This is a genomic window from Nostoc sp. NOS(2021), assembly GCF_017115025.1.
Classification (GTDB): domain Bacteria; phylum Cyanobacteriota; class Cyanobacteriia; order Cyanobacteriales; family Nostocaceae; genus Nostoc.
The window spans coordinates 1-16,464 of sequence record NZ_JABXKM010000086.1 but is presented as its reverse complement, the minus strand read 5'-3'; the positions used below and the strand labels follow the sequence as shown (position 1 = coordinate 16,464).

General features: G+C 41.1%; 17 protein-coding genes and 1 pseudogene. 14 read left to right on the top strand and 4 right to left on the bottom strand.

The genetic code is table 11. From position 1 onward, the window contains the following. Positions 1-24: 24 nt before the first annotated feature. Positions 25-534 (top strand): SH3 domain-containing protein, encoded by a 510-nt coding sequence (locus tag HWQ41_RS10495; RefSeq protein ID WP_292762258.1) that lies wholly within the window; start codon positions 25-27, stop codon positions 532-534. Between the two features lie 43 nt (positions 535-577). Here the strand turns inward: HWQ41_RS10495 and HWQ41_RS10490 are convergent, their stop codons facing one another. Next, positions 578-1,930: a serine/threonine-protein kinase gene (locus tag HWQ41_RS10490; protein ID WP_292762257.1), complete on the bottom strand. Its 1,353-nt coding sequence runs from the start codon at positions 1,928-1,930 to the stop codon at positions 578-580. Between the two features lie 275 nt (positions 1,931-2,205). Between HWQ41_RS10490 and HWQ41_RS10485 the strand changes: the two genes are divergently transcribed. After that, entirely contained in the window at positions 2,206-3,609 is a 1,404-nt protein-coding gene (locus HWQ41_RS10485; protein WP_292762255.1) for a peptidoglycan-binding protein, read from the top strand. Here the strand turns inward: HWQ41_RS10485 and HWQ41_RS10480 are convergent. Then, on the bottom strand, positions 3,606-6,632 hold the full coding sequence (locus HWQ41_RS10480) for an SMC family ATPase (RefSeq protein ID WP_292762252.1): 3,027 nt from the start codon (positions 6,630-6,632) through the stop codon (positions 3,606-3,608). The genes HWQ41_RS10485 and HWQ41_RS10480 overlap by 4 nt on opposite strands. A gap of 449 nt (positions 6,633-7,081) precedes the next feature. Continuing rightward, complete coding sequence (locus tag HWQ41_RS10475) at positions 7,082-7,270, bottom strand: hypothetical protein (protein ID WP_292762249.1); 189 nt, start codon at positions 7,268-7,270, stop codon at positions 7,082-7,084. Positions 7,271-7,432: 162 nt separating this feature from the next. Here HWQ41_RS10475 and HWQ41_RS10470 point away from each other — a divergent pair, with 162 nt between their 5' ends. From HWQ41_RS10470 to HWQ41_RS10435, 9 genes are all read left to right on the top strand, one after another. Next, a complete protein-coding gene (locus tag HWQ41_RS10470; protein ID WP_292762246.1) occupies positions 7,433-9,751 on the top strand; it encodes an NACHT domain-containing NTPase in 2,319 nt (772 codons plus the stop codon). 223 nt (positions 9,752-9,974) lie between these two features. Then, positions 9,975-10,163, top strand: a complete 189-nt coding sequence (locus tag HWQ41_RS10465) for a hypothetical protein (protein ID WP_292762244.1) — start codon at positions 9,975-9,977, stop codon at positions 10,161-10,163. Between the two features lie 96 nt (positions 10,164-10,259). Continuing rightward, entirely contained in the window at positions 10,260-10,487 is a 228-nt protein-coding gene (locus HWQ41_RS34275) for a DUF4288 domain-containing protein (protein ID WP_366931653.1), read from the top strand. A gap of 248 nt (positions 10,488-10,735) precedes the next feature. Next, positions 10,736-11,056 carry a DUF433 domain-containing protein gene (locus HWQ41_RS10460; protein ID WP_292762243.1) on the top strand — a complete coding sequence of 107 codons (321 nt, stop codon included), beginning with the start codon at positions 10,736-10,738 and terminating at the stop codon, positions 11,054-11,056. Further along, on the top strand, positions 11,053-11,400 hold the full coding sequence (locus tag HWQ41_RS10455) for a DUF5615 family PIN-like protein (RefSeq protein WP_292762241.1): 348 nt from the start codon (positions 11,053-11,055) through the stop codon (positions 11,398-11,400). The genes HWQ41_RS10460 and HWQ41_RS10455 overlap by 4 nt, the downstream gene beginning before the upstream one ends. 125 nt (positions 11,401-11,525) lie before the next feature. Next, positions 11,526-12,212, top strand: coding sequence for a magnesium protoporphyrin IX methyltransferase (gene bchM / locus HWQ41_RS10450; RefSeq protein WP_292762239.1), 687 nt, complete (start codon positions 11,526-11,528; stop codon positions 12,210-12,212). Positions 12,213-12,373: 161 nt separating this feature from the next. After that, complete coding sequence (locus HWQ41_RS10445; RefSeq protein WP_292762237.1) at positions 12,374-12,853, top strand: hypothetical protein; 480 nt, start codon at positions 12,374-12,376, stop codon at positions 12,851-12,853. A 316-nt stretch (positions 12,854-13,169) separates the two neighbouring features. Continuing rightward, a complete protein-coding gene (locus HWQ41_RS10440; protein ID WP_292762235.1) occupies positions 13,170-13,475 on the top strand; it encodes a hypothetical protein in 306 nt (101 codons plus the stop codon). Continuing rightward, positions 13,430-13,726, top strand: coding sequence for a PhnD/SsuA/transferrin family substrate-binding protein (locus HWQ41_RS10435; protein ID WP_366931652.1), 297 nt, complete (start codon positions 13,430-13,432; stop codon positions 13,724-13,726). The genes HWQ41_RS10440 and HWQ41_RS10435 overlap by 46 nt, the downstream gene beginning before the upstream one ends. On the opposite strand, the gene HWQ41_RS10430 is transcribed toward HWQ41_RS10435, so the two are convergent. Then, positions 13,723-13,908 carry a hypothetical protein gene (locus HWQ41_RS10430; RefSeq protein ID WP_292762233.1) on the bottom strand — a complete coding sequence of 62 codons (186 nt, stop codon included), beginning with the start codon at positions 13,906-13,908 and terminating at the stop codon, positions 13,723-13,725. The two genes, HWQ41_RS10435 and HWQ41_RS10430, sit on opposite strands and share 4 nt — an antisense overlap. Positions 13,909-13,940: 32 nt before the next feature. Between HWQ41_RS10430 and HWQ41_RS10425 the strand changes: the two genes are divergently transcribed. From HWQ41_RS10425 to egtD, 3 genes and pseudogenes are all read left to right on the top strand, one after another. Further along, a complete protein-coding gene (locus tag HWQ41_RS10425; RefSeq protein WP_292762230.1) occupies positions 13,941-14,471 on the top strand; it encodes a HAMP domain-containing protein in 531 nt (176 codons plus the stop codon). A gap of 105 nt (positions 14,472-14,576) precedes the next feature. After that, positions 14,577-15,080 (top strand): annotated as a pseudogene (locus tag HWQ41_RS10420) (class II glutamine amidotransferase); the annotation flags it as partial. Positions 15,081-15,273: 193 nt separating this feature from the next. Continuing rightward, positions 15,274-16,308, top strand: coding sequence for an L-histidine N(alpha)-methyltransferase (gene egtD / locus HWQ41_RS10415; protein ID WP_292762228.1), 1,035 nt, complete (start codon positions 15,274-15,276; stop codon positions 16,306-16,308). Positions 16,309-16,464: the final 156 nt, after the last annotated feature.

The following is a 16,464-nucleotide window of genomic DNA, read 5'->3' as shown; positions in this document are numbered from 1 at the left end:
ACTCTTGATAATCAGGTTTTAACTATGTTGTCTAGCTTAACAAAGTTTATACTTGGGTTTTTATTAGCGATCGCTGTGTTAATCGGTGGCGGTGTTGCAGTTGCACTCTATTTCATGAATCGCACTGGCATAGCCCCTGCCAAACCCATTTTTTCCAACGATAGTCCCTCGGTGAAAGCCCAAGCTCCAAAAACAACTGAGCCTGGAGGAGGTAAACCCACCCTTAAACCTGGGACTCAGGCTCAATCGTCTCCAAGCTCAACCTCTACTCCCACAGAATCACCAAAGGCTACCCCATCACCAAAACCATTGCCATCGGGAGCTTATCGAGGGCGTGTTAGTTGGGCTCAAGGGTTGAGTTTGCGATCGCAACCAAATCAAGAAGCTGAACGTATTGGTGGGGTTGGTTTTAATCAAAAAATTATTGTTTTAGAAGAAAGCGAGGACAAATCCTGGCAAAAGATCCGTTTGGAAGGTAGCGAACAAGAAGGTTGGGTAAAAGCAGGTAATACTGAAAAAGTTAATAAACAATAGCTTGAAAAATCAAATACTAGTCCTATAGTAATTTTCAACAAAACTAACTAATACCACAGGCTGCTAGTTTTACAGCTAAAGCATTGGGGTATCGCCAGGGTTGAGAACCACCAATCCAAATGCGTGAGGGTAAATGACCAATTGGTGCTTTGAGACTAAAATTGAATTCCGAGTTGGCATAACTATAATTGTATATATGCCAACCAACTTGATTACAAAAAATTCCATAGTCTCCATTCACATTTTTGTAAATAAGTGTTTGCACGCTAAAACCAAAACGTCCATGACTGTAATTCACCCATAAATGGTCAATGGTCTGCAAATCTTCACAGGGAAGTTTATCAAGATTACTACTTAATATATAGCTACCTTTAGGCTTTGCTAGTGCCTGACATATCAGATCCCAAGTTTCTATATCTGCTAATTGCCATTTTCCTTTTGCTAATAAATCATGCAAATGCGTGTAATCAATAGTAGTTAATGTATGATAAGTAGAAATATTTAGCAATTTTTTTGGTTGTTGTTCCAGTGTCTGCAACGCTTCGGTTGCAGATTGTAACCGTTGCGAAACTGCATTTTTTAAAAGTTTATCTAAGATTTCACAGAGGCGAATGCTAATAGTATTGTCTGCTGGTAAATATTCTTGCCATACCCAGCGATCGTTAGCAATATCGAACAAATCAAAAGGAGAAACAGCTGTGAGTAAGTAAATACATGTTACACCCAAGCTGTAAAGATCGCTGGCTGGTAATGCCTTTCCTCGCAATTGTTCGGGAGCAATATATTCTGGACTACCTACTATTGTGCCTGTACGAAGTCGCCTCGTATTAGTGGCTAATTTAGCAATTCCGAAATCTATTAAAACCAGGTCTCCTCGAACCGAACGGCGCATAATATTTTCCGGTTTAATATCTCGGTGGATTACTTGTCGGGAATGGATAAATTGCAGTGTGATCAATAAACTTTTTAATATCTCCCAAATTTGCGGTTCTTTAAAAACGCCTTGTTGTTGTAATTCCTGGGCAAGTGTTTGTCCATCTACTAATTCCTCGACGATATAAAACTTTTGATTTTGTTCAAAATGCGCTAGTAATTTTGGTATTTGAGAGTGTTCTAGTTCATTGAGACGAAGCGCTTCTTGGTGAAATAGTTTGACTGCTTTGTGCCAAACCTCAGTATTTTCCTCTTGGAAACATAGCTGTTTGATCGCACATTTAGGTTGAGATGGAAGATGTTCATCAATAGCTAAAAAGGTTCTCCCAAAGCCACCACGTCCAATCAGAGCGAGTGGGCGATATCGCTGTTTGAGTAACAATTCCTGACCACAACTATTACAAAAACGAGAAATGTCAGAATTTTGCGGACGCAGGCAATCAATATTGGTACAGTAGCTCATACTATAGGAGTCTTATTTGTTGCAATTACTATATATAAAGTATTCCCATGCGATCGCCCCTCTTAGTTACGCACACTCTACGTGAACGCGGAGCGTCTCGTAGAGATGGCGGTTCGATAAATTAAGCTTTTTGGCGATTTTTGCGTAAGTCCTAGAATTATGGTGACTCAATTACTATCAGCTTGGGAAAATTACTTATAAAGAATCATACAAAAAACAAACATAACACAGAGAAACTGGTATAATTCTGTGTAGCCATAACTTGAAAAAAGCAAGTGAAAACAGGGGTAGATAGCTATTTAACCAAGCTTGCCTCAGTCTACGAGGCATCCGAAAGTGTCAAGGTTGTTCCTGCCGTAGCTAATTTCAAATTTTTGAATTGGAAAAAGTTATCTAGCGCTGCGGCAATGCGTCTTTTGTCTGTGGCACTGACTTTGGGGCTTCTGAGTATAGCTGGGCAAGCTTTAGCACTTCAGAAAATCGGAAGTAAGGGGCCTGAAGTTACCAGTAGCCAGAGGTGTTTAAAAAAATTAGGCTACTTTAACGGCCCGGTGAGTGGCAAGTTTGCTAGCTTGACTCAAAACGCTGTGATCAAATTCCAGCAAGCCAATAGAATACCTGCTGATGGAGTTGTGGGTGCTAGTACTCAACAAGCCTTGCAACGAGTATGTCAGAGTAAAACTTTTAGCAGGAATACCAGTGGCGGATTGCGTTCGCCAAGTGGTCAATATCCTGTTCTCTCTCAAGGCAAAACTGGTGCATCTGTGACAAGGTTGCAACAGCGTCTCCGGCAGTTAGGCTACTTGAATGCTAATCCCACTGGAAATTTTGGCCCAATGACCAAAGATGCTGTAATTGCATTCCAGCGAAATTATCGCATACCTGCTAATGGGATTGTGAATCGACAAACTTGGAACAAACTACTGGGTTCCTCGGCGACTCCAGGCAGATCGAGTCTCTCGACTCAACAAGTGAGAGAACTACAAGTGCATTTGCGGCAGTTAGGTTATTTTAAGACTAATCCCACTGGGAAGATTGGCGCAATGACCAGAGAAGCTGTGATCCAATTCCAGCGAAATTATCGCTTACCTGTTGATGGCATCGCCAATGCCCAACTCTTGGAGTCAGTCCGTAGAGCCTCCACGGTTGGATATACTACTCAACCAGCAGGCAGAAATTATCTGACTGTAGGCGATCAGGGAGAAAATGTCAGATTAGTTCAAGAGCGTTTGTCACAGTTGGGTTTCTCTAATACCAATCCTGATGGCCTTTTCAATGATTACACCAGACAATCTGTGATTGCATTCCAGCAATCTTCTCGACTGAATTCTACTGGAAATGTAGATTGGCAAACTTGGCAAGCATTAGGGTTGAATAGCTCTACTGTAAGCAATTCTGCTGAGACTAATGGTTATGTATTACCTCCTCCTAATGACTATGTAGTACCTGTTACCAATGGCAACACATTAGTTGCTAATAATCCCTACAGAGTAATAGTACCAATTTCCAATAATGATACTTTGAGTAAAGTGCAACAATATATACCCAATGCTGTCACCGAGCAATCTAATCTAGGGGATTATGTGAATGCTGGAGCATTTAGCGATCGCACCCAAGCAGAAACGCTATCAAAAAAGCTCCGCTCATTAGGTCTTGATGCACGGGTAAAATACAATTAAATTGACAAACTCAACTGCGAACCTTCCTGAGTTTTATTCACTTCAATCCGGGCTTGGAAAGCTTCTTTGAGGTGGGGCATGTGGGTGACAGTGAGGATGCAGGCAAAATCGGAGGAGATCGCATTAATCGCGGCAATCAAGCGATCGCATCCTTCAGCATCCTGTGTACCAAAACCTTCATCCACAATCAACAATTGCAACGCCGCCCCCGCCCGTTGCGCTAATAATTTCGCCAGGGCTAAACGGATGGCAAAGTTAATTCTAAAGGCTTCCCCACCTGAGTAAGTTTCATAAGATCGCGTTCCTCTAGAATCGGCGATTAAAATATCCAAAGTATCTATCAGCTTGGCATTTTTCTTGGTTGATTTCGCACTGCGTCCAGCTTTCTGAGTAATAAATTGTACATGAAACTGATTCCCACTCAGCCGCGAAAGTAGTTGATTAGTCTCGGCTTCCAGTTGGGGCAACACATTCTCAATCATCAGTGCTTGGATACCGTTTTTACCAAAAGCTTGCGCTAATTCCTGATAAACACGATATTCCTGCTTGCAAGATTGTAGTTGCTGTTGCTGTTGATCATACTGAATTTGCAGCGTTTCCAGTTGATGCGCCAGCTGTTCTAAACGCCCCAACTTGGCTATTTGCTCATCGAGTTGCCGTCTGCGTATTACTAGCTGCTGCTCTAGAGCTTGAATTTGAGCAGATGGGTTAGCTGTGGCTTGTAGTTGCTGGATAATGCTTTCGATTTGTCCAGAGAGTTTTTGCCGCTCCGTTAATCTGGCGCTTCTAGACTCCTCCAACTCTTGCAATCTCGTCTGGAGTTGCGGATACTGCTGCTGGGCTGACAGCAGTTGTTGATACCGCAAATGCCAAGATTGAGCTTTCTTTACAGCTATGCGGAGGTTGTTGTGTTGCTCAGAACTGTAACCAATTTCGGCAATGTGACGTTCAAGAGCCGCGATTTGTTTAGCACATTCAGAATCAGTCTGATCCTGTTGGATTCTGGCTTGTAATTGGGCAATTTGGGATTGTAGTTCTGGTTTTCGGGCTAATAGTTGCGCTTGTCGCTTATTAGCATCTTTAATCTGCCCTTGTTTAATTTCTGCCCATCGCCACCGCTCAACTTCGCTCCGGGCGAGGGCGTGATCTTGTTCATTATAATTAGCTTGTTGCAGATATTGGTCTAGCTGCCGCAGTTCGGCTTGTTTATCGGGAGCGTAATCACCACCTTGGAGCGATCGCTCTAAATGCTGTTTTTCGGCGGCAATTTGTTGTAACTGTTGTTGGACATCAGTTGTAGCTTCTAACTGTGCTGCCAACTGTCCCCGTTGTTCGCGTAAACCATCATAACTCGCCAACTGTTGGGAAATTTCCCGATATTCCTGCCTGAGTGTCTGAATTTCTTTGTCTGACACAGCCAATTGTTCCCGCAGTACCCAAGACTGCCCTTGAGTATCCTCTAATTCAGTCTGGGTTTTTTCCACCACCCGACTCCAGTGATGTTCGTCTAAAGGACGCTCACATAATGGACAAAGTGCTTCAGGATTTTGGAGCATTTGCAATTTTTGCTCTAATTCTCCCAGCTGTTTTTGATAATCCCGTTGATGAGCTTGTAGACGTTCGATAAAGTGCCGCCTTTCTTGCCCTTTTTCTTGGACTCGTTGCAGATAAACCCGCTTTTTCTCCAGTTCCTCAATCTGGATTCCCACATCCATCACCGCTTGTTGTAGTTGCGGTTGTCGTCGCTGCTGGCGTTGCAATTGGTTCTCAGTACTTTGGAGTTGTTCGAGTCGCGCTACTAAACCAGCGTGAGTGCGATCGAGTTGGCTTTGTAAAGTTGCTCGTTGTTGCAACAAGGGAGTAACTTGCATTTGCAATTGATCTAAGCGAGCAACATGGTGACGGGCTGCGGCTAGTTGTGACAAAGCCGCTTCTACTTCACCCGACTTGGTGAGAGTTTGCTGAATGTCTCGCTCTTGTTGCTGTAAAGCTTCGATTTGGGCTTGGGCTTGTTGCAATTGCCGTTCGATTTCGTGAATTTGTTTGGTAAGCTGTTGTTGCTTTTGTTGACGATTCTGTTGAGCGCGGGTGTATTCTTCAAATTTGACAGCAAAAGCTTCTTCTTGAGATTGTAGACTTTGATATTGGGCGTATCCAGCTTTAATCTCAGCTTCTTGATGTAATATTTTTTCTAAATCTGATAGCTGAGAGCCAATAGCTGATTCTTCTTGTTGGAGGCGATCGCAATCTTGGGTAAGATTTTGGTATTGCTGCTTCACAAAGCTGAGTTGTTGTTCCCAATTTTGGCGCTGGTGCTGGACAACTTGCAAACTTTGTAATTGAATATTATCAAAAGCTTGTACCTGTTGCAGTTGGTTGAGTTCTGCTTCTAACTCCACTCTTTGCGCTTCGGTTGTCTGGCGTTGTTGCAGCTGAGTTTTTATCGACTCCAAAGAACGCTCTAGCTCTATTGTCTGTGCTTTGAACTGACGAGAAGATTCCTTTGCCCGTTCTTCCAAATCATCATACTGATTGAGTTTCAACAACTCCGCTAAAATTTCTTTGCGTTCCGTGGGGCGCTTGAGCATGAATTCATCTGCACGACCTTGACGTAAGTAGGCAGAATTAATAAAAGTATCATAATCGAGCTTAATGTGTTCTAAAATCAAATCCTGTGTCGCTCTTACCCCTTTGCCAGTGAGTGAGCGAAACCCAGATGGTATTTCTATTTGAAATTCGAGGACGCTAGTACCTCCCCGAATTCGGGTACGAATCACCCGATATTTTTGCTGGTTACTTTGGAAAGTAAAATCAACCCGAACTTCTTTCGCGCCAGAATAGATGACATCATCTTCAACAGTGGCGCGGCTTTCACCCCAAATTGCCCAAGTGATTGCTTCCAGAAGAGAAGATTTACCCGCACCATTGGAACCACAAATACAAGCCGTATGCAAACCGCCAAAATCTAAAGTTGCATCACGGTAACTAAGAAAGTTTTTGAGGATAAGTTGTACTGGGATCATTCAGGCTATAGCGCCACATCTACTTTTAATAATTAACAGTACAGATGCACTGTTTGTTAGTTTAGCTATCTAGATATCAGGTTTCCAGTCTTGAAGACATCAATTTTACAAAAATTTACAATTATCTGAGTGAATTTTTCTTATTGCATGAATAAGTTTTGCTATCTTCGGAGAAAAATGAAACTCCCGTGGAGGCTTCTGGTTATTTCTCCCGTTGTCTGAGAGGAAAATATGAAAATAAGAGTTGTGGGAAATTATTTTTGCTTGAATTCTCCAAAGTTCTCTACTTTCCAAAAGCAGACTAGCGGGAATTCTCTTAGCTGATTGCTTTTTGTGGATAATTCTAAAAAATTAAAACCCGCCAGCGCGGGTTTCCTTTGTATGGTTGTCCAACTTCTAGTCGCCAAGACATAATTTTAGTTTGGCTAGTTGCGATCGCGTAGCCCGTCCTAGACATCGCTTGACCTTGACCGAGGTATCAACAATCCAATATATGTACCGACAGCAAATTTTGTTAAATCTAGAAATTGAGGGCGACTCTTGTCGTCGATAACTGCAAGAGTGAGAGAACCAATCACCATAATCAGCGTTACAACAGCCAGCACTTCATCTCTTGAAGGAAATTTCTTGGATAACATTGATCCACTCCCAAATCGTTTGAATCACTACATCCCTAGCTTTACAGGCGAGTGTTTGTTGTAAGCTTAAATACAAGCTTGCGATATGAGTGAGTTGTGTATGCGATGAGGATGAATTGCGAAATTGCCAGTTAGAATCAGCAAAAGTGTAGTGGTTAGCTTATGACGGGGCGATCGCTTTCCTGTTCTCCAGAAGGTATCCAAAAAGCAAAAAGAGCTTTGATCCGCTGTTCCTTTACTCAAAAAGCATTAGCTGAAGATTTAGAAGTAACTCGACAGCCGATCGGAAAGTTCTTTACAGGTAAACCTGTTGACCGGAATCTCTTTGTCCAGATTTGCGACAGGCTAGATTTAGAGTGGGAAGAAGTAGTTACTGAACCAGCGAGTGAACTAGGGGTAAATCAGGATAACAGCATTGATATTGATGCGATCGTGCAAGGGGTACGCGAAAAGATAAAACCCATCATTCAACAACTCTGCGGCACAATGCGAGTGCTGGATATGACTAAACCCATTGGGTTGAATGACATTTACACCAGCGTTAATATCCTGGAAAAAATCACTGGGCGACAACCGCTAGGAATTGATGAATTATTAGAACAGTATAGGAGCCAGGATTTTGATCTCTTTGGACTCAATAAAATTACTGAAAAACGAGTGCCAGGATTGGAAGCGGTTGAGAAGTATTCCAAGCTAATGATTTTGGGAAAGCCAGGTGCAGGCAAAACCACGTTTTTGAAGTATTTAGCAATTCAGTGTATTAAAGGTGAGTTTCAGGCTGAACGTGTACCGATTTTTGTCACCCTCAAAAACTTTGCGGAAGCTGCAAACAAACCCCGATTACTAGAATATATCACCGAAGAACCTATAAATCCTATCTATTCTATTCGAGATGTAATAACTTATGGCAAGGCATTAGTTTTACTTGATGGTTTGGATGAGGTTAGAGAAGAGGATAGTAACCGCATCTTAAACGAAATTCGTGAGTTTTCTGACCGTTTCCCAAAAAATCACTTTGTCATGACCTGCCGGATTGCAGCACGGGAGTATACCTTTGAGAAGTTCACAGAGGTGGAAGTTGCTGATTTTGACGATGACCAAATTTCCAACTTTGTGAATAACTGGTTTAAGGATAAAGCTATAAAATCAGAGACTTTTATTAAACGTCTGGAAGAAAATAACCGCATCAAACAACTTGCCGCTAGTCCGCTACTGCTGACCTTGCTTTGTTTAGCATTTGAAGACTCAGGCGATTTTCCTGCAAATCGTTCTGAGTTATATAAAGAAGGACTGGATGCGTTATTGAAAAAATGGGATGCCAAGCGAGGAATTCAACGCGATCAGATTTACAAAAAGCTCTCAGTCCAACGCAAAGAAGATTTACTCAGCAAAATGGCGTTGACCACCTTTGAGCGCGGTGATTATTTTTTCAAGCAGAAAGTAGCAGAGCAATACATTACAGAATACATCCGCAATTTACCTGATGCTAATACTGACGAAGAAGCATTGCAACTTGACAGTGAGCAAGTTTTGCGTTCAATTGAGCATCATCATGGGCTAGTTGTCGCAAGAGCGAAAAGGATTTATTCATTTTCTCACCTGACATTTCATGAGTATTTCACAGCTAGAGAATTTGTGGTTGTGAGACAGTCATCAGAGGAAGCGCTGCAAAATCTTGTTAGCCATATTACTGAGAAACGCTGGCGGGAAGTCTTTTTGCTGGCGGTTGAGATGTCTCCAAGTACAGATCGGTTATTGCTGTTGATCAAAGACAAAATTGATTTTATGGTTGCTGATGATCAGAAGTTGCAGGAGTTTCTTCTGTGGGTAAGAGAAAAATCTCTTTCCGTTAATTTTTCTTACAAACCAGCAGCACTTAGGGCCCTATACCTCTCCCTCTCCCGCTCCCTCTCCCGCTCCCTCTCCCGATACCTCTCCCTCTCCCTCTCCCGCTCCCTCTCCCTCTCCCGCTCCCTCGACCGCTCCCTCTCCCTCTCCCTCGACCTGTCCCTCGACCTGTCCCTCGACCTGTCCCTCAACCTCTCCCTCTCCCGCTCCCTCTCCCTCGACCTCTCCCGCTCCCTCGATCTCTCCCTCTCCCTCTACCGATACCTCTCCCTCGACCGATCTCTCGACCGATCCCTCGACCGATCCCTCGACCCAGAACTCAAGAATTTGCTGCAAAAACTTCGAGAGCAACTACCAAGCAGACAAGACTGGCAAGAATCTCAGAAATGGTGGTTAGCTAATGGGAAGGCTTGGTGTGAAGAATTAAGAAAAGTAATGATTCAATATCGTAAAATCGGTCATGATTGGCAGTTCAGTAATGAGCAAAAGGAATTGCTTCAGCAGTATTATGATGCCAATAAATTACTGATAGATTGCCTAAATAGCGATTGTTATGTCAGCCGTGAAGTGCGACAGCAAATAGAAGATACTTTGCTATTACCGATCGCAGAGATTAAACAGCACCAGCAGTAATCTTAAATACTCGTATAGCAGATCGTTTATCTTTCAGTCCCACAGGTAAATCATTTTGGGGGTGATTTGCGATCGTCAACCAAAAACGCCTGTAGTCTCCCTTCGTGGCTTTTGGGTGTGGTTGCGTCGGTTGTGGCGTTGGTTACGGGCTAGGTTTCGGCGGTAAAATAAGGTGTAGGAATAGTAATGAACATAAATTTAAGAGAGAATAATATTTGACACTATGTTACAAAATACCTATCAACTCCCCTTGACATTTGAGCAAATTCTTACCCTAGTTAAACAACTATCTGATTCAGACAAATTGTTACTTAGCAAAGAGCTAGGAAAAGAAACCTTGAATAAAAAGTTAACGCAATTACTAGAAGTATTTCAAACTGATGAATTATCTCTAGAGGAAATTACAGAGTAAGTAGAATTAGTCCGTTCTCAAATTTATGCCAGAAAACAAAACAATCAAGATAATCATTGATACTAATCTTTGGATTAGCTTTCTAATTGGTAAGGAATTAAAACAACTACAAAAGCTTTTACTTTAAGAAATGAAAGTGTCAGCTATACAAATGAAAATGGAGAAACTATTACTTGGTCTTTGCAGCAAGTAGTAGACGTAAATTCAGTTTTATATGATGACTTTGATTCATCTGAGGATATTGTTGATTTATATGCTCGGCATTTTCGGAATTATGACGCTTACCAGTTATTTGAGCCATTATTGTCTAAAGAGCAACTTTAGGATTTACGGATTCTCTGATCGTGAGCTATAATTACTCACAACATTTCATAGAGTCAACTATGACAACTCCATTGCTGCCAAAGCTTAACGCAGTTACTAAAAGTATTTCAAACTGATGAATTATCGCTAGAGGAAATTACAGAGTAAGTAGAAATTGTCCGTTCTCAAATTTATGCTGGAAAACAAAACAATCCAGATAATCTATAATTTTATATAAATCATGCAACTTGGATAAATAAACAACAATTATGACCGAAACTACAACTACCGAATACAAACATATCCTAGTTGATAACGGGAATGTTCCTTTCATTAAAGGAACATCTATGAAAGTTGTGGAATTAATTACTTCAATTCATGCTTATGGTTGGAGTCCAGAAGAATTACATTTTCAATATCCCCATTTAAGCATGAGCCAGATTTATTCTGCTTTAGCTTATTATTGGGAACACAAAGAAGAAATTGATGCTGATATGCAGCGACGCTTTGAGTATGCGGAAAGATTACGTTTAGAAGCAGGAGAATCTCCATTATCTAATAGACTCCGTGCTGATGGATTAATTAAATGAGTATTACTCTTTATATTGATGAAAATGTCCATCGAGGAATTACAGATGGATTACGGATTCGGGGTGTAGATGTATTAACAGTACAAGAAGATGGGCGGACTAGCTTTTCTGATCCTCTTATACTTGACCGTGCGACAGAACTTGAGCGTGTTTTGTTTTCCCAAGATGACGATTTTCTAGCTGAAGCTAACCGTCGTCAAGACAAACAAATAAAGTTTTCTGGTGTTATTTATGCCCATAAACTCAGAGTTTCTGTTGGCGATTGTGTTCGTGATTTAGAAATTATTGCTAAAACAGCCTATGCTGAAGAATTAAGCGATCGTGTTCAATACTTACCTTTGTAAGGCTCGTGGAGAACATGAGATGGAAACTAAAAGTGCAAATAAACTGTAAAAATCTAGAAGACTGCTCCTATGGGTTCCTATCAATGATAATTTTAAGCATTGGGAACCCCTAAAAATCAAAGTTTATGAACGTAGCCGACGATAAAACGATTGTTCGCGAGTATTTCAATTCCACAGGGTTTGACCGTTGGAAGCGAATCTACGGCGATGGCGAAGTCAACAAAATCCAACTAGACATCCGCAATGGACACCAGCAAACCGTGGATACAGTTCTCGCGTGGCTAAAGGCTGATAACAATTTACCAGAGCTATCAATCTGCGATGCTGGGTGTGGTGTCGGTAGTCTCAGCATCCCCTTAGCGGTAGATGGTGCCAAAGTCTATGCCACCGATATTTCTGAAAAAATGGTGGAAGAAGGCAGGGATAGAGCCAAGCTAACCTTGCCAAATGCCGAAAATCCGACTTTTGCCGTGCAGGATTTGGAATCGTTGAGTGGTAGTTACCATACGGTTATTTGCTTGGATGTTCTCATCCACTACCCCCAAGAAAAAGCTGATGAGATGATTTCTCACCTCTGTTCTTTGGCACAGTCGCGGATAATTCTCAGTTTTGCACCGAAGACCTGCGCCCTGAGTATACTGAAGAAAATTGGCAGTTTCTTTCCTGGCCCAAGTAAAGCCACTCGTGCATATTTGCATCGTGAGGCTGATGTGGTGAAAATTTTAGAAAGTAATGGCTTTTCATTGCAACGACAGTCTATGACTCGGACTCGTTTTTATTTTTCCCGCCTACTGGAAGCTACACGTAAGTGAGGTTAAAATCGCAGCAAGAGGTCTATTATATCTTTGCTGCGATTTGACAATCTTAAGGCTGAAGCGCTTACAAAACTATCGCTAGGAGTAGATTGATATACTAGAACCTTTGCGAAAGTCAGGTTAAAATCGCTAGCAAAGTGTAAATCTAAAGTGGAACTATGAAAACTGCTGAAAAATTGGCTGCCGGTTGGCTACTGACACTCGGATTCATGTTTTTAACGCTATCAGCAACAGCGACATTGGAAAAATTTGCTGCACGTAAAATATATATACCAGTGCAAGATGCGGATACCTTTACCGCACCAAATGCTACTTATGAAGATGATAATAGTGCTGTTGGTGGTCTAATTTTTGGCGTTCCTACCCTAACGCTGGGTACATGGTTAGCGTTGGGATTATACCGTCAAAGCCGACAGGACAAAAAGGCGCTTAATCAACAAGTTAGCGATCGCCTGCGATCGATTTTTTATGAGATGCTACAAGAAAATCAGGGGCGCGTAACTGTTTTAGGCTTTGCAATGCAGTCACAACTACCCCCAGCCAACGCCAGACAATATTTAGATGAAAAAGCTAAAGAATTCAATGCAAACTTTAAGGTGAACGAGGAAGGGGCTGTATCATATCATTTTGATATCTAATTGTCATTTGTCCTTTGTCCTTTGTCATTTGTTATTCACTAATGACCAATGACCAATGACGATCTTAAACATGCCCACCCTACAAGCTACAAATGACGAACTAAATTCCCTCCTTTTTCAGGAGGGAAAGGGACGATCAAGTATAAAAAGTAATAATTAAGCAACAAGAATATTTTCCAACAAATAGGATTGCCAAATTCATAAAACTTATTTCCGTAATCTTACAGAAGCCATCAATGAAAAAAGCAATAAACTTCACAAGTATATTACTAAATAACAGCTAAAAAATTTTACATTTGTAATATCATTCACACTTATGAAACGGCGCAATTTTCTTTGGTATTCGCTACTGTTTGCTGCTGGTTGCACAACAGGAGTAAATTCTACTAATAATAGCTCAGATCAAATGGTAGGAACTGCACCAAAAAATCTCAAATTTGCAGTTACAGATGTTACTGGAATTAAAGACTTGCAACGAGATTTTGGACTTTTTTGCACCACATTAGAAGAGATATTAGGTATAAAAATTGAGTTTTTTCCTGTAGAAAATTCCACAGCAGCAGCACCAGCACTGTTATCGAGAGAGGTAGATATTGTATTGCTGGGCCTTCAGAATACTTAATTTTAAACGGTAGGGCAAAGGCTATTCCGATAATTGCTATTGAGCGCACAAACTACCATTGCATTATTGTAGTTCGTGCAGATAGCAAAATTAAATTATTATCTCAATTGAAAGGCAAAACAATTGCCATGCGAAAAATTGGCTCAACCTCTGGACATATTGCTCCCATCAAGCTACTGATGGATGCTGGATTAAATCCAAAAACTGACTTCAAAACTGTGATGTTAGATGATAAAGGAGTAGAAGCCTAAAAAAAAGGTGAGGTAGATGCTTGGGCGACTGCATCTGACAGATACAAAAACATTCTGGAATCTGAGGGCTTACTTGAGAAAGATTTCTCTGTAATTTTTAAAGGGCCATTACTTCCTGATGATGTATTTGTTGCTAGTAACCAGTTGGCATCTAGCTTTCTAGCAGATATGCGATCGCGCATGATCAAGAATCAGGATAATAAATAATACAGATGTGTTGAATTTATTCAAAAATTATCAAGAAAACACGGAAATATATACTCAAAGAGTAAAAAAATTTTGGCGGCAGATTGAACAAAATAAATTATCAGCAAACCCAACAAAAGCTGACCAGGAACAATTATTAGTTTTTTTTAAGGAAGAAACTAAGATATCGGTTGAGTTTGAGAAACTTTCAGACGAATTAATTCGGATTATAGGACATGCTGAAATTCAACAAAAGCAAGCAAATGCTAGTTTTGATAATGCCCAAAAATTGCGAATTCAAGTTATTATTGGAAGTATGCTGTTATCAGCTGCGATCGCAGCTATACTAGCAGTCTATACCAGTAGATTAATTGCCCGTCCCCTACAAATAGTTACTAACGTTGCTAGAAAAATCACGGAAGAGTCAAATTTTGAACTCAGAGCTAATGTCACAAGCAACGATGAAGTAGGGACATTAGCTACTTCCCTGAATCAATTGGTGGAATGGGTAGGAGATTATACCCAGGAATTAGAACAGGGAACAGGAAAGAGGGGATAGATCCGTACTGAGTCTTGTTCAAAAATCAAATAGGAGTCCTATAGTACCGCTATCTATAGGGAACGCAGAATTGAAAATTACCAAACTTCTGTTTTTTCAAAAAGTCAAGCCTTAGATTTTGCTAATTGTCAGCCTTTTAACCATCAACAACAGCTATTTATTCACAATGGACGAATCGAAAATTTCCGCAAAACATTACACAGAAAAATCCGCAGCACTTTAACCCAAGATTTTTACGAAAAAATAAATGGTAACACTGACTCTGAACACATTTTTGCATTGTTACTTTCACAAAGTCAAATTAACAAACATCGACCTCCAGAGTATGCTTTACGCACCACATTATTAACGCTTTTAGAAATGGCAAAACGCTATCAAGTAGAAGCCTCACTCAACGTAATTTTTAGTGACGGACATCGCCTGATAGCTTCTCGTTTTGCTACCACTTCACCGCCTCCATCTCTTTACTGGATACGAGACGATCCGACTTTCCCAAAATCTGTAATTATTGCGTCCGAACCTCTATTTATAGGTAATTGGATTGCTTGCCCAGAAAATAGCATCATTAGTGTGGGAGCAGACTGTGAGATCCAAATTGAGCAAATCTAGTGTAAAAGAGGTTAGCAATAGTACTTAAGCGCTTACTTGCTGTCATTTGAATGGGGAAATGGCTACAAATAGCACTAAAGCTTCAGCAATATTGCTCAGGCATGATTTTATTAGCTATGACTATGTGTTTCACTGATTGGGGTAAAGGTCTGCCATCAAAGCTAACCTATTACGCCAAGCAAACGGAGGTTTCATGTCGATATCTAAAACTGTTACCAGCAATCTTACTTCTCAAAACAGCGTTGAAAAACGCTTGCAGATACAGCGTTTGGTAGGAGCAACTCAAATAGTTGCACCTAGTGCTGGGAATGATGTGGTTAAGGGATTAACTCAAACACCTAAATCTCTACCCCCCTGTTACTTTTATGATGACCGTGGTTCTGATCTGTTTGAGCAAATCTGTGATTTACCAGAATATTACCTCACACGCACAGAAACAACGATTTTACAGCAGTATGCTAGTGAAATTGCCAAGATAACTGGCGCTTGTGAATTGGTAGAACTTGGTAGTGGCAGTTCTAGCAAAACCCGCATTTTACTAGATGCCTACCAGAATCTAGGCTATCCTTTGCACTACCTACCAATTGATGTGTGTGCAGGTATGTTGGAAAGTAGCGCCAAGCAGTTATTAGAAGATTACCCCTTACTGCAAGTTTATGCACTAGCAGGAACCTATGAATTAGCCCTTGCACAACTTTTACCGACGCAATCACCCAGTCGGATGATTTGTTTTATTGGTAGCAGTTTAGGTAATCTTAGACCTGATGAGTGTGATGTGTTCTTCTCTCAAATTACAGGAGCCTTACAAGTAGGTGAGTTTTTATTGTTGGGGATAGATTTACGAAAGCCGAAACAGATTTTGGAACCAGCTTATAACGATAGCCAAGGAGTGACGGCAGCATTTAACCTCAATATGCTGGAGCATTTAAATCAGGGGTTTGAGGGGAATTTTGACACCACGCAGTTTGAACACTGGGCGTTTTACAATGAAAGTGAGCATCAAATAGAAATGCATTTACGCAGCCTGCGATCGCAAATTGTAGAATTACGCGCTCTTAACCTCAAGGTTAATTTTGCACTAGGTGAGACTATCCTCACTGAAATTTCTCGCAAATTTGACCTTAATACCATCAAGCAGCAACTCACTGCACAGGGTTTATTACCTCTTCATGTGTGGACAGATCCAAATCAATGGTTTGGTTTACTGCTCTGTCAACTGCAAGCATAAAGCAAATCAGGGTATGTCTCATATATAGCACTTTGCAAGTAAGTGAAGTACACCCTTCCATTGGCGCTACGGTGAATTACCCCCCTTAATCCCCCCTTATAAAGGGGGGAAACAGCAAATCTAGTTCCCTCCCCTTTATAAGGGGAGGGTTAGGGT

Coding starts and splice junctions, on each gene's coding strand:
- HWQ41_RS10455 (WP_292762241.1), top strand. CDS start 11,053: ATGAGTATTACTCTTTATATTGATGAAAATGTCCATCGAGGAATTACA.
- HWQ41_RS10495 (WP_292762258.1), top strand. CDS start 25: ATGTTGTCTAGCTTAACAAAGTTTATACTTGGGTTTTTATTAGCGATC.
- HWQ41_RS10430 (WP_292762233.1), bottom strand. CDS start 13,908: ATGCGCGATCGCATATCTGCTAGAAAGCTAGATGCCAACTGGTTACTA.
- HWQ41_RS10480 (WP_292762252.1), bottom strand. CDS start 6,632: ATGATCCCAGTACAACTTATCCTCAAAAACTTTCTTAGTTACCGTGAT.
- HWQ41_RS10460 (WP_292762243.1), top strand. CDS start 10,736: ATGACCGAAACTACAACTACCGAATACAAACATATCCTAGTTGATAAC.
- egtD (WP_292762228.1), top strand. CDS start 15,274: ATGTCGATATCTAAAACTGTTACCAGCAATCTTACTTCTCAAAACAGC.
- HWQ41_RS10470 (WP_292762246.1), top strand. CDS start 7,433: ATGACGGGGCGATCGCTTTCCTGTTCTCCAGAAGGTATCCAAAAAGCA.
- HWQ41_RS10490 (WP_292762257.1), bottom strand. CDS start 1,930: ATGAGCTACTGTACCAATATTGATTGCCTGCGTCCGCAAAATTCTGAC.
- HWQ41_RS10440 (WP_292762235.1), top strand. CDS start 13,170: ATGAAACGGCGCAATTTTCTTTGGTATTCGCTACTGTTTGCTGCTGGT.
- HWQ41_RS10445 (WP_292762237.1), top strand. CDS start 12,374: ATGAAAACTGCTGAAAAATTGGCTGCCGGTTGGCTACTGACACTCGGA.
- HWQ41_RS10475 (WP_292762249.1), bottom strand. CDS start 7,270: ATGTTATCCAAGAAATTTCCTTCAAGAGATGAAGTGCTGGCTGTTGTA.
- HWQ41_RS10465 (WP_292762244.1), top strand. CDS start 9,975: ATGTTACAAAATACCTATCAACTCCCCTTGACATTTGAGCAAATTCTT.
- bchM (WP_292762239.1), top strand. CDS start 11,526: ATGAACGTAGCCGACGATAAAACGATTGTTCGCGAGTATTTCAATTCC.